10 protein-coding genes are annotated in these 14,458 nt (G+C 45.7%); all 10 read right to left on the bottom strand.

The genetic code is table 11. From position 1 onward, the window contains the following. On the bottom strand, positions 1–2,329 hold a 2,329-nt coding region (locus L4D12_RS13715; RefSeq protein WP_428448414.1), incomplete at its 3' end, for a DUF6531 domain-containing protein. A gap of 19 nt (positions 2,330–2,348) precedes the next feature. Further along, positions 2,349–3,296 carry a hypothetical protein gene (locus L4D12_RS13710; protein WP_428448413.1) on the bottom strand — a complete coding sequence of 316 codons (948 nt, stop codon included), beginning with the start codon at positions 3,294–3,296 and terminating at the stop codon, positions 2,349–2,351. A 138-nt stretch (positions 3,297–3,434) separates the two neighbouring features. After that, complete coding sequence (tssI, locus tag L4D12_RS13705) at positions 3,435–5,297, bottom strand: type VI secretion system tip protein TssI/VgrG (protein ID WP_428448412.1); 1,863 nt, start codon at positions 5,295–5,297, stop codon at positions 3,435–3,437. An 81-nt stretch (positions 5,298–5,378) separates the two neighbouring features. Then, positions 5,379–5,858, bottom strand: a complete 480-nt coding sequence (locus tag L4D12_RS13700) for an Hcp family type VI secretion system effector (RefSeq protein ID WP_428448411.1) — start codon at positions 5,856–5,858, stop codon at positions 5,379–5,381. Between the two features lie 236 nt (positions 5,859–6,094). Continuing rightward, entirely contained in the window at positions 6,095–8,737 is a 2,643-nt protein-coding gene (tssH, locus tag L4D12_RS13695; protein WP_428448410.1) for a type VI secretion system ATPase TssH, read from the bottom strand. A 65-nt stretch (positions 8,738–8,802) separates the two neighbouring features. Next, entirely contained in the window at positions 8,803–9,792 is a 990-nt protein-coding gene (gene tssG / locus L4D12_RS13690; protein WP_428448409.1) for a type VI secretion system baseplate subunit TssG, read from the bottom strand. Beyond that, entirely contained in the window at positions 9,789–11,618 is a 1,830-nt protein-coding gene (gene tssF / locus L4D12_RS13685) for a type VI secretion system baseplate subunit TssF (RefSeq protein ID WP_428448408.1), read from the bottom strand. The genes tssG and tssF overlap by 4 nt, the downstream gene beginning before the upstream one ends. A 2-nt stretch (positions 11,619–11,620) precedes the next feature. After that, entirely contained in the window at positions 11,621–12,094 is a 474-nt protein-coding gene (tssE, locus tag L4D12_RS13680; RefSeq protein ID WP_428448407.1) for a type VI secretion system baseplate subunit TssE, read from the bottom strand. A gap of 14 nt (positions 12,095–12,108) precedes the next feature. After that, positions 12,109–12,909, bottom strand: coding sequence for a type VI secretion system accessory protein TagJ (locus L4D12_RS13675; RefSeq protein ID WP_428448406.1), 801 nt, complete (start codon positions 12,907–12,909; stop codon positions 12,109–12,111). A gap of 7 nt (positions 12,910–12,916) precedes the next feature. Then, complete coding sequence (tssC, locus tag L4D12_RS13670) at positions 12,917–14,455, bottom strand: type VI secretion system contractile sheath large subunit (protein ID WP_428448405.1); 1,539 nt, start codon at positions 14,453–14,455, stop codon at positions 12,917–12,919. Between the last annotated feature and the right edge of the window lie 3 nt (positions 14,456–14,458).

Below are 14,458 nucleotides of genomic sequence, written 5' to 3'. Positions count from 1 at the left end.
GGCGTAACCGTCCCAGTTTGTCGTACTGGAAGTGGTTAGAATGAGTCGTACCAGCCACGCTGCTGCGCTGTTCGAGTACTCGTCCACATTCATCACGCCGTAGTTTGATAAAACGCTCGCCCTGCTCAGCAAGGCTGATCAACTGCCCCTGACCATCATACTGGTATTGCTGGGTACGACCATCAAAGCCAATGGTCCGGCTGACACGTTCTTCGCTGTCATAGGCTAACTGGTAGCGGCCACCGTCACTGCGTTCAATGCCAGTCAGGTTACGCTCACTGTCATATTCAAACGCAAGCCAGCTACCGTCTGGCCGGATATGCTTGGTTGGCTGTGCTAACCCTTCATAAATAAAGCTATTACAACGGCCAATAGCATCGGTAAAGGTGGTCGGACGGCCTGCCCAATCGTATTCAATGTACTGCTGACGGACTTGATCGGGCTGGCTCTGGGAGTGCTGGATGATTTCAACGATCTGCCCGGTACGCTCACGACGGTACTGAGTGACCCAGCCATCATGGCTGATCATACCGTTGATTTCACCCAAAGAATCATAGCTATAACGGGTGATCGACTCACCATCTTGAACCGCAGCCAGTAACCCTTTTGTATTCCACCAATAGCGTAGATGCCGACCATCAGACTGGGTGATGTGGGTGATCCTGCCATGGCGATCATATTGGTAATGCTTCTCCAATCCGCCGGGCGAATGCTGGCTCAGCAACCGACCAAAGCTGTTGTAGTCGTTACGCCACTCTCGATTTTCGCTATCGACTATTAGGATCATCTGCCCTAAACGGTTATAGCAATAACGCGTTATCGCACCGTCCGGAGCCTGCTCTTCATGCAGTTGACCATAGCGGTTATAGCGGTAATGGGTAGCTGTGCCATCCGGGGAGATCTCGGCAATTTTACGAGAACGAGCATCATAGTGATATTGCCAACGGTGCCCGAGAGGTGACACCTTACACAATAAGCGCCCCTGAGCGTTATGCTCAAATTGCCACTGGTTGCCTAAACTGTCGGTACTGACGGCGGTATGGTTATCGAGGTCGTATTCAAAGCGATAATGGTAGTTACCCTCATCCCCCCATTGGGCACGGCATCGTGCGGTGGGACCTTTACCCTGCCATTCAAAATAGTGGCTGAATCCGGATGGGCGAGTACGCTGCACCAGTAAATGATCGCTGTAAAGGTAGGTTTCTACTTGCTGCTGGCGATTGCTGGCCTTACACAAATCATGATTTGCATTGTAATGATAGTGGGCCAGTACTTGTTCTGTGTTGCGATCGCGTCGTGCACCCGGTGATGAAGAAGCCTCTTCACAGGCCGGACTTTGGACTTCAATCAGGTTCCCCCCCCGATCATAACGTAATTCAAGCTGCTGGCAGCCATTGGCCGCAATATGAACCAAACGACCAGCACTGGAATAGCTGAGTTGATACTGTAACGTTTCATTTTCACGCAGCCGCTCCAGCACCCAGCGGGTGTGATGATAGCCAAAACGCAACTGTCTGCCATCATTTAACGTTACGCGGTAACTTCCGCGAGGATCATGAAATAAACTGGCGCCGGCAGTAAGTTGGTAACTCACCGCCCCCGCAGCAACATCATCAAAAACCAACACACTGCCTTGGTGATCAACAAAATGCCACTGAGTGACGCCGTCATCAGCACGCTTGATCGGGGTGAGTTCAAAATGAAAGTTACTGCGCCAGCCATAGCCTAAGCCGACATTCTGTTGGCTTAAACTGGAGCGATACAGACGCTCCCAACGTATTGATGCACTGCCGGTTAAATGAATATCGGTAAGAGTCAGGATTTCTTCGCCCGTCGCCATTGAGACCGGATCACCACAGTAGGCCATCTCATCGGGCGAGGCGGCCGTCGGACTATCTGCGATACTGTCATCACCCACAGGTACCGTTTCTTCCCTGCCGCCCTGTGTGGTGGCTTTTTTCTTGGTGCTAACGACCTGTTCAATGAAAGTCGGTTGATGCAAGATCATCGGATCAACTTCAGGGACTTCATAAACTGACAGGGTCTTATCAAAAATAGCCTTAGCCAGGGTTTCTTTGGCCTGATTAAGTGCACTATGACCAACAGTACGTGCTTTATTTTCTGCTGAAAAATCAAGCAAACCCAAAACGGCGAGTAAGTCTCCCCCAGGCGCAGCCCTTAACCGCGCAAATTTATCAATATGCAGCCGGGCGAGCTGTAAGGTATCAAACCGGATGGGAATATTTTTAGGATTGGCGTTTTTCGCCAGCGCAAATTGGTACGCCTTGCCATCATTGGCCTTGAGTTGCAGTAGTCTGAGTCCGTCCATGTTATTCCACAATCATCCACTATGGTTGCCAAGCGTATAAGGCAGCGCCTCGGTATAGCTTTTCAGAAATTTCTAACTGCAACGTCGGATGCCGATACTCCCCGCGCTGATAACGCTCATACAAATGCAGAAGGTTATACAGCCCGGAGCAGGCACCCAACTCGCCCATTACTGACCCATTCATTACAATCTGGGTAAATTTTCCAACACAGCCATGAAGCTGATGGTAGGCACCAGCCCACTCGTCAGCACCACCTTGATCACCGTCGTACGGTGCATAAAACTGATGGACAGGAAGACCACAAGCGTGTTGATAGCGTTGAAACAATGCCATCACCGCCACACTGCGGGCTTTTTCACGGGTCAACGCTTCGTAGGATAACCACGGCCGAATCAACCCTGTGGACGTCGCAGAGACTTTCACTACTATCACGCTTTCTGCGGCAACCATCCCTGGACCCGCTTCTTGCGGTGTACGGGTTGCAGCCCCTGACAACGGTGGACTTAGCCTTGGATCGCTATCCAGCGCCAATACCCAGACTTCTGAATGTTTTTTTTGATTTAGCAAACGCTCTATCTGCTTCCAGGCCAATATCATAGCGCTGCGCCCATAAGGGTATAGATAGCAATGCGGGTGAGATGCCAATGCAGGAATCGCTTGGCAAACATGAGGATACAATGCTTGATGCTGTGCTTGATCAACCGTACCAAGCTGAGGTAACAGCACCAAAATAGGGGCAGACAGCCAATCAATATCCAGTGTATTTACCACCGTTTTCAGTACGGTAGTTAAGCGTGAAAAATAATCGTCAGCGTTGAGTGTGGTAATCGGTAGTGCCAGAACTTGCTGTTCATTCACCTGCACTATCGTGGGCACTATCATCTGATTATTATTCAAGCCTAGCGATTGTTCATAGTCATTCGCATGCCCTATCCATAGGCAATGATGTTCAATGTTAAATGCCATCGACACTTAACCACAGGTTACAAACGTTGCTGCCGCTTTACCCATCGATAGCTACCGCCTGAGCTGTACAGTCAGACGGCCCTCCTTATTCGATTTTCTGGTGTTATCGCGATTTAATATTCATCGTGATCTAAAGGATTAGTTGAGCGAAATTGACCCGGCTTTCAACGCAATTGCGCTGCCATTAATTTTTATATTTGAACCTTTGAGTTCAATAGAACCATCACTCGTTAACGTGATTGATGCTCCGCCGGACTTAAGCACAATCTTGCTTCCCGCATCAATAACCAACTCTTTCCCAATGGTCTCACTCTGATTGTTACCCACTTTCGAGGTGAAATCGTTCTTTACTGCACGCTGTAAATTATTTTCAACATTCAGTACGGCATTATTCTTTACTGTATGGAAACTGTCATTTTCGACTAGGATCTGATGATTATTTTCGATCCACAGCTGATGATCTTTCTCGGCATGCATGTAAAACAGCTCATTGCCTTTGTCATCATCGAAGCGAATTTCATTAAAGTTGGCACTACCTGCCTCTTTAGTGGAGCGTGATTTGATCCCGCTAACCGTTTTCTTACCCGGTAAGTCATACGGCGGCATCTGATCGCCGTTATACAAGGCACCGCTGATGATTGGCTGATCAGGATCGCCATCCAAAAACTCCACCAGCACTTCTTGGCCTACTCGAGGGAAGAAAAACGATCCCCAACGATTACCCGCCCAATTCTGAGCGACGCGGATCCAACAGGAGCTGGTACTGTCAGAGAGTCCTTCACGGTCCCAATGGAATAGCACTTTTACTCGACCGTATTTATCAATACAGATTTCATCGCCTTTATCACCGGTAACACAAGCAGTCTGTGCGCCGTATATACGTGGCTTTGGCGTAAGCGCCAGCGGGCGATATATTGTCTCTTTAGGTACGCAGGTAAACTGATTCTGAATCGTTTGTGAGGCACTTTTGCTAGAACCTGTCTGGCTGGTGATTGCCACTTCCATGTTAATCTGAGTGATCAAAAAGCCTTTGCCGATTAATCGTTTATCTTCATGAGATTTAAATGAGAAAATTTGTCCGGCACTGAAGCTACGACAATTACTGCCGCCTGAAGACAGTTGGGTATCACGCTGTAGCGCGTCGAGCGCTATATTGGCAACATCTTTAGCGCGAACGTTAAATTCTGATCCCGCTTGGTATTCGTACACTTCTGTCATAGCTTGCTGAGTCGTTAAGCCTGCATCCGCATGTTGCCCAAGGGGCTTCGCCATCGGTTTGATAAAATCATAACCCTGCTTAACACTGCTACCAGGGGTCACTTCAAGCCCCCCAGACCAAGTATGGATATGCGCTTCTGATAAACTCCCCGTGGTAAACGCAACCTGTGCCTCAGGACATTCCTTATAAGCCGTAATATCATCTGCCAATATCAGGTGATGATTACCCAGCTCATGTTTAAAGAAATAAAAAATACCTTCTTGCTCTAACAGGCGATTAACAAAATCTAAATCTGATTCATGATATTGCACTTTATAATCATAAATAGGATAGCTTTTCTTTATCTCACTCTGTATTTTCACCCCATGCTCAGAAAGTATTTTTTTAACAATATCTTCGACGTTCAGTTTTTGAAAAATTCGACAATTAGTTCGTTGAGCGAGGAAATGACAAGATGGACTAATTTCTAATACATAATCTTGATATTTATCACCGTCTGAGTTAGCCGTAACACGGCTTCCAGTCGATCGTATTGCCGTAACAACACCATTAAAATAGCGTTCAAACACGGCAAACTTTATATTGTAAAGTAACGTTATAGTGACCGATTTACCAATAATATCGTCTGCATTAATTAATTGGCCATTGGTATATACATAAGCTTGGATAGAAAAAAGCGTTGAGATCCCTTCTTGCACCTCAGCTTTTGTAATATGTAAAACATCTTTACCTAATGGGGTATCAATACGTAAGATATTTTTATCTTGTGTTGCTTTTTTCATTGTTATTCTATCCAAGCCACTTCACGAAAAGAAAATACGGGATAAAAACATAAATGTTCTACCCCGTAGCAGTTCTCTTGCTTACATTTGTTGGCCAGTTACGCCACTATAACCATAGATAAACTTACCATCGAAGTCATTCTTATCGTCTGAAGGATTCACTGTCATTTCCATTTCTGTGTAAGAAATAGTGATAGTTTCAACAGGACGATCATCTTGAATAGATACGCTAAAGTTGGAAATCATCGCATCAGTCAGCTTGATTTTCATGATTTCTTCAACTTCTTTACCTTGCTTAGTAATATGGAAGAAAACCTCAACACCTTTACCAATTGTTGCTTCTTTAAATAGCAATGTGGATGAACGGTCTTGAAGTTTAGTGATAGTCATATCATAAAGACGAGCTGAACTTGCTTCACGATCGTGTGAAGTACCAGTATATGATGTAATTTCACGACCAACACTCCAATCAACAGAGAGTAGCGTGATCATATCCTTAAAGCCTGCAGCTGTGGTCTCACCCTTGATTTTATTATAATCCATATACGTATTCGATTGCATGCTAATCTCCTGCAGCATTGTTTGTTCACCCATATGGGCATTTTGTTTCAATACATCATAGATATATTGATGACTTGATAAATACTATTCAATGATAATAGGTAATAATGATTCCATTATCATCAGACTCATAGATTTAGAACTATCCTATTATCCATTAGGATATAAGATAAAATAACTCATGATAATTTGGATTATGAATCACGTCGCAATAAATTAATGCATAATGTATGTTTTCATTTAAAAATTATCTTGTACGTGCCATTTTCAATATCGACAATTACATCATTAAAGCGCTCTTTCTTGGCTAATTTCTCTAGAATCATTGTTGATAATATTGGCAATAATACATTTTGCAGGTTATTTTGAATTGCACGAGCCCCCGTATTGCTATCAAAACAATGATCATTCAAATATGTCGTCAGTGCATCCGTATAATTGAATGTCGCACTATAATGTTCCGCAATCCGTTTACCGATTCTATTAAGCTGCAAACGAATAATTTTTGCCAGTACGTCAGAGGATAGCGGAACAAATGGGATCACATTTATCCGGCCTAAAAACGCGGGTTTAAAGACCTGAAGCAGATCATCTTGCAGCGCTTGTTTTAGCCCCTCTATAGTGGGTACAGTTTCATCATCTTCAAATAAATCGATGGTGGTATCCGTACCAACATTAGAGGTCATGATAATGATGGTGTTTTTAAAGTCGATATCTCTCCCTTCACCGTCTTTTATCGTGCCTTTATCGAAGACTTGATAGAAAATATCCTGTACACCTGGATGCGCTTTTTCCATCTCATCAAGCAACACGACACTATAAGGTTTACGCCTGACCGCCTCGGTCAAAATCCCGCCCTCGCCAAAACCGACATAGCCAGGAGGAGACCCCAACAAAAGCGACACTTTATGCTCTTCTTTGAACTCCGACATATTGATCACGGTCACGTTATCTTCACTGCCGTAAACCTGTTCTGCCAACGCGAGGGCTGATTCGGTTTTTCCTATCCCGCTCGGGCCGGTCAGCATGAATACACCATCGGGTTTGCGTTCATCATTGAGTTGCGCTCTCGCGGTCTGCACCACTTGTGCAATCAGATCCAAAGCATGATCTTGGCCAATAACGCGGGTTTTCATGCGTTCATTCAAAGTTAAGATAGTATCGATTTCATCACTCTGCATTCGACCCAGCGGGATCCCTGTCCAGTCAGAGATCACCTCAGCAACCAACACCTCATCAACCTCAAGGAAGACCATCGGCTCGGTGTTTTCATTGAGCGTCTGCTTGATGGCTTGCAGCTGTGTTTTATCATCACCATCAGCTTGAACGTCAGACTCGGCTTCTGCATCAACCTCAGGATCGTCAGTGCCATTGATCAGTTTTGCTGACAGTGTTTTGGCCTGTGCAACCAAACCCGCTTCATCATGCCATAGCGCTTTCGCCTCACTGAGCGCCTGACCCACCTCGTTCAGCTGATCGCTTAATACTTGCAATTTTTCACTGTGATCACTGCCCGTGATCTGCTCTTTCTCTAGCACGGCGATTTCATCTAGCAACTGCTGATGACGTCGAGTGAGATCTTCGACTTTTCCGGGTGTGCTTGCCTGACTCATCGCCACTCTGGCACACGCTGTATCTAACAATGCCACGGCTTTATCCGGCAATTGGCGACCATTAATGTAGCGATTCGACAGTTTTACGGCAGCTTGTAACGCTTTATCGGTGATCGTCACATTGTGATGCGCAGCCATGACAGGCAATAAACCACGTAGCATCACCACAGCGGTTGCTTCATCTGGCTCTTCCACTTTCACGACCTGAAAACGCCGAGTCAATGCCGCATCTTTTTCAAAATACTTTTTGTATTCCGCCCAAGTCGTCGCCGCAATGGTACGAAGCTCTCCCCTTGCCAATGCAGGTTTCAATATATTGGCGGCATCATTTTGCCCAGCCTGACCACCACTGCCGATCATGGTATGAGCTTCATCGATAAATAAGATAATAGGCTCTGCCGAGGCTTTAACTTCTTTGATGATACCTTTTAGGCGATTTTCAAACTCCCCTTTCATCCCTGCACCAGCCTGAAGTAACGCCAGATCCAGTACCCGGATAGAAACGCTTTTCAGTGCGTCAGGAACATCCCCCTGACTGATCCGCTGAGCGAGCCCTTCAACAACCGCCGTTTTACCCACACCGGCTTCACCGGTCAAAATCGGGTTGTTCTGACGTCGGCGAGTTAAAATATCTACCATCTGGCGAATTTCACTGTCTCGCCCTAAGATCGGATCTATCTGACCTTGTCGCGCTTGTTCTGTCAGATCTATCGTATATTGTGCCAACGCTGGCGCCGATGTCGCGCCTGACTGATTGGCCTGTTCAGTATGCTGAGACACGCCGCTTGTTTCAGAAGATTGCTGCGCCAAAGACGGCCAAACTGACAATAATTGTGCCGGATCGATTTTCTCTAAAGAACGAGCGTCGCGTAACACCAATGAACCAAGGCTTTCATCTTTGAGCAGCACATAAATGAGATGGACCGTTCGAATTTGCTGATCACCAAACTCAATCGAGGCTGCCAGCCACGCGGTACGCAGTAACGTAACCAGGTGAGGAGATAATCCGGGAGTACTGCTATTGCCTGTTTTCAGTTTTTCCAGTCCGGCCTGTAACTCACTGTGCAGCACGGATAAGGAAAAATCAAAGCTACCCGCAATGACTGCTAAATCGCCGCCCTGCTCTTCTGCCATTGCAGATAGCCAATGTTGAATCTCTACACTGAAATGACTGCGGCTATTGCAAAGTGCGGCACCCGTTTCAAGTTGTTTTTGACAATGTGGTGAGAGTTTATCGACCAGCGATTTCAACGTCATCGTTGACATGTAACCATCCCTTATTTTAATGAATCTCGATTTAAGCCATTTTCATCATGCCGTCACGACGACACTTACCCTACCGGGATCTTAAGCATCTTATGTTTTAATTGGTGACCACTCATCAGTGCCGCGCCCAAGCCAAGGCCTAAACCATGGTTATTCAAGCTGGCAACCGGTAAATTTTGATAAGCAGTGATCAATCGCCAACTCACCTGCATCGACGGTGGCACATAATGACCCGTAACGTGTTTGAGAGTTTGCAGTAACGGCCCTTGTGTCATCAGTAAAGCCGTTTTCTCATGATCATGAACATGCAAGTCAATCTCTATTGCCGAGGACAAATCCCATACTTTACGCCCTAACATGCTGCTGACACCTAACTGCGCATGCTGACCTTCCGGTTGAAGACAGGACCCCAGACGAGTCTGTTCCGACGAATCAAGCCGCAGCCACCGACCCACAAATTCATGGATTTCAACATCACACCCGCTAATCAACATCAAGATCTGACGCAAGCTCTGGCTATTTCGTACTGGTTTCGCAAACAGACCACCCGTAAAAATATCGACATCTTGGCTCGCCCCCGTTAAAGCATGTAACACGGCATCAATATCCGACGGTTTTCCGTTTAAATACCGCTCGTGCTGAATGGGGTATTGGTATTTCTCCCATCCACGGTAACGCAATGCAATCAGACGATGATTAAAGATGTCGAAAAACTCGCGGATTGCGACATCTTTTAGGCGTGACCGCTGCATCACCAATTCCGTATAATGCCGCGGCAACACACCACTCGGTCCGGTTAGCCCCATAAAATTGACATGAATATCGAGTCGCTTAGCGCCATCTTCACCGACAACGTCACGAACGGAATCAATCGCACTACCTGCAAAGCCCAAGTTTTGGCTGGCTTTAAAACGGATACTCTCTTTTACTGGCAACGTATCAGTACCCAGCTCATTATCTTCTCCGCCAGGCACCATCATTCGCCGCTGCAGTGAATACACTGAACGATAAAAATCATCCTTATCGATTTTGCCAATTAACCGTGTAATATTCACAGTAACACCTTACCGCCGGCACTGGCTGGCCAGCGATGCAGCCAACCCGATTGACCACGGAAACGTACGCTTAGACGAGTAAAGCTGTTAATTGCCGTATATTGAGAGAAGAACTGCGACAACACACAACCAAAGAAAAAGAGATTGGTACCTGAGAGTTCGTTATTACTAAACTCAAGCTCTATATCACTGCCATGACAGAAGCCAACCCGCCCATCTTGCACCACACGGGCATTAGCGGGGGTCACCGACATCCCGGTAATCGCTTCAATCAACACTTTACTTTGCGGCGTCTGCTCAAAATCATATAACTTAAGCGTTTCTTTGAGCGTCTCCAGACCATGTTCCCCTGAAAACTGATTCAACGTAAGATGCTTAGCAAACTGCCAGCGTGTACTGTCTAGCAACTGCGGACGTATCGGTTGAGTGGGCGCCGTTAAGCAGCGCACTTCTTTTAAGGAATCGGTTCGCAGCACCACACTCATCGCGGGCTGGCCGCCCCCAAAAGGTAATCGAACCGGTAAATTCCTGTTACTACACAGCGCTTTTACCGTAACCAACCAATGCTCATACTCATCCACATCGATCGGTTTGGTATGGGTGTCCACAATCGATAGATAACTTTCACAACCGGGCTCATCATGCCCGCCAGCCCAACCGGACTGCTCACGACGCAGGGTCCAGTACATATCATTTTCAGTAAGATAGCTCGCCTGACCGGTCCCATAAAAAGGCGTAACGTCGACACGGTTATCATGCTTATCAAACGCTTTAACCTGCTGAACTTGAATAACTTCACAAATTTCAGCTTCTTCATAGCGAGGGATCAATGGGTATTCGTTCTGAATGGGTTGCAATGCGAAAGGTTCAAGCTCTTGCTCAAACAAATTAATGATCGGAGTACAACCGAGCAACACATTCTCTGCCGTTAATTGCTTGGGCAAAAAGTCATCACTTTCATCAAAGTAGATATACACATCCACTTCGTGCCCATTCCCCAACCATTCAGGATCGAGATCTTGTAACTCAAAAAACAAAAACTTTTCCGGGAAAAGAAAATGTTCAACGAGTAATCGATAACCACTAAAACTCTGTTTTTGATAGGGTACGACTTCATGTTCGTCATCATACCCGACCGCCACGATATGTCGTTCCTGTAAATAATGACTCGCGTCTAACTCTCCTCGAGGCGCTAACGCAATGCCTATCGTCGAGCGAAATAATAACTGGTAAAGACTGTAACTAAGCTGCGCCTGACCATTGAGATAAAAACGCAACTTATTGATACCCAGTTCATGAAGTTCAGTATTATCAAATTCACAGCTGAGCGTAAGCTTTAATACCGATTGTGCTTGTTTCTGGAAGTTAGCCCGTGGTGCTTTAAATGGCGCATTTTCAAATGAGGCACGAGTGACTTCAACGGGCCAAAGCTGGGTATCATAGCAAGTCGTAAAATGGCAGGTTTTAAACCCATCCACACGACTCTCTACCGCACTTCCCCGAGGCAATTCAAAGCCATTATCATTAATATTCTGAGTGGTCATTTTAATGATCGCCATCGACGGAATCGTCGCATGGTAATCAGGGTACAACTGACCAATCAGCGCTTCCGTTAACTCAGGGAAACTATCATCCAAACAACGACGCGTCTGTGCAGTCAGTAACGCAAAACTTTCAATTAACCGTGAGACATGCGGATCTTCCACATGCTCATCACTCAACTTAAGTCGCCCGGCAACCTTCGGGTAACGCTTGGCAAAATCAGCGCCCATATGGCGAATGTAAGCAAGCTCACGGTTGTAGTACTTGAGTATTTCATCGCTCATTATTATGACTCACTAATTCGAATACCTAGACAAATCGGCTCAATTTCAGAATCAAAGATCACTTCTTCGGTCTCAGGGGTTGCATGAAATAGCGCATGGATCCGCAAACGCAAAATCCGATCAATTGGCTGTTCATCACCGATAACTGTGACCGCGACATCTGCAAATCTAGGCTCAAATTTACGGATGGTCTCTTCAATGATTTGGCACAACTCCTGACGCCCATCTTTACTTCCAACGGGCATTGCCGAAAAATCGGGTAAACCATAGGCAAAGAGAGAACAATCAAGTTCTGAGTAATACTTAGGCCACACATACCAATGCACCTTGGCATTAAGTAAGTTCTCTAAATCACGCCGTACACTGTGGCGCATATCCCGCCACGTAAATGTCCGATGGGAATTGACTGAGCTTTCCGGCGAATCATCAAGTAACCGATCTAACAACGAAGGCATCAGCGCTTGGGTAGTTTTCATCGCGATGACAACCGTTAAACTGCAGCAGACACTTTGTTTTTCAGGTGGTTAACTTGTGACAGCACCACGGCCTCATCACCAAACAGGCACATTTTTTGCCCTACGCCTGCACAAACATCCGTACCAAGGACTTCACGCCAATCTGTCTCCCGGCCCAATTTTTCCGCATCGGTTTGACTATTGATATAAGTAATCGGAATAAATGCCTCGCCACACAAGCCACCATCAATATCAATATCAACTTTACGCCATACCTGTTCGATCACTGATGTCACAGGCTTGATCTCTAGGCTGAGCAACATATCAAACGGGATCAAATAGTATTTTCCATCAGTGCCAAATACTTCCAAGAAACCCGCTAACGTATCATCCAGATCCCGCACCACATCACGGATTTGTCCGTCAATTTCCATGGCCACATTGAGTCGATTAGCTTCCAGCAGTTCGGCGCTTTTAACCAGTTGTACGGCATCATTTTCAGTCAGAGCTAAACGCAGGCGTAGCAATGCGGCAAAAGCATCACCGGCCTCTTTCACCAAGGTGGCAGTCGCAGCCCCCTGCTCAAAATCAAGCCTCGATTGTGCAGCGCGAATCAATTGCCTTAAGTTCGTCGCCCCAATCAAACAATCTGGATGCTGTTTGACCAACAGGTTAAGTTGCTTATCAGCCCTTTCAAACTGACCATCAATGCATAACAACTCAATAAAGCTGCTGCGCAAATCAACATCCTGCGGTTTCTCCTGTAGCTGACCGGTGAGCAACTCAATCGCTTCTGTCAGCTTGGCTTGTTGGATCAATGCATGTAATTCTTTCATATTGTTATCACCCCGTACTGCCCTGTATTGGTGAGAGCTCTGTGATCAGACGAATACTTGATACCATCTGATCAAGTTGAAAATGTGGTCGTAAATGTATAATCGAATAGTAATGGCCCGGCTGGCCCGGTTTTTCTTTTACTTGGATGCGAGCTTCACTCAATGGATAACGCGATCGTACCGCATCCGAAGCATCTTCAGATGCCGTGGTATAATTTAAAATCCAACGTTGGAACTCGCGTTCAATACTTTCTGCTGTGGTATAAACACCGACCTTATCGCGCCCCATCACTTTGATATAATGCGCAAAGCGTGATACGCACAAGATATATTGCAGCATCGATGACAATCTCGCATTTACTTGAGCCCCCAACAAATCATAATGTTTAGGTATATTGACAGATGCATTGCTAAAAAAAACCAAGTGCTCGCTATATGGCACCGGTGATACCGGAATAAAGCCACTATCTGATAATTGCTTTTCCAGCTTATCTCCAATTTGTAAATCAACCGATGATTTAGCTTGTGGTACTCGGCGTGACGGAAAAAACATTGAAGATGGTAAATTAAAAACCAATCCTCGCTTAAGCTGTCCAGGCTGAATCCCTCGAATCTGACTAAACCAGCCCGACTCTGAAAACGCTTTTAATGCCACAGTAGCAAAGCCGTACGCGGCGTTACCCCACAAGTGATCAGTTCGAGGCTCATTGATTTTTTCTTTAAAATAAAACCCTTCTTTACGAGATCCATCCTGAGGATAAGGTTCTCGCATTAAAATATGGGGCAGTGTTAAACCCAAAAAACGAGAATCTTCAAGATCCCTTAAACTTCGCCAGTTATGGTATTCAATTTGAGAAAATTGCGCCTGAATATCGGTTACACTTGCTAAATCAGAATAATGGTCAACCCCAAATAAAGAGGCATCAGTCCCCGTAACGAAGGGAGCAAATGCGGCTGCAGCGGTATTACATATTCCTCTTAAGGTATCAATGTCATTATATTTCACACCTGGCTTTGATTTGTGTGAAATATAATAATCACCGATCAACAATCCGAAAGGTTCACCGCCAGGCATATTAAGTTCATTATTATATACCAGCCCAAATAAGTCACTCTGATCAAATTCAATTGCTCGACCAATGTCTCGACTAATCTCTTCCCATGATAAATTCAGCACTTTAATTTTGCAGGCAAGCTCACTATCAAACTCTGCCATTTGGTCAGACAAAAAAAACAAACCACGCCAACTCGCCTCTAGTTTCTGGAAACTGTCATGGTGCAAAATGCTATTGACCTGCTCATTGATCTTTTCATCAATGCCTTGGATTGAGCGCAGGAGTAACATACGAATACTCTCGCGGGTACAGGAAGACCGACAAAAATCGCCTTCTTTTTCCAGCCAGATCCGTAATGCCCAATAGTCATCTTTATTATCCAAAAACTGATCAACAACATCTGTCTGGGCACACCACGCTGCGTCGCCTGCGGCAGGCTGAAAATCAGCCTCTAACTGTTCAGTATCAATAAAACGAAGCGTTGATTGCATCTC

It is taken from the genome of Photobacterium nomapromontoriensis (assembly GCF_050336815.1).
GTDB classification, from domain to species: domain Bacteria; phylum Pseudomonadota; class Gammaproteobacteria; order Enterobacterales; family Vibrionaceae; genus Photobacterium; species Photobacterium nomapromontoriensis.
Note: the sequence above shows the minus strand (reverse complement) of the source record. Positions and strands in the feature narration are given on the sequence as shown.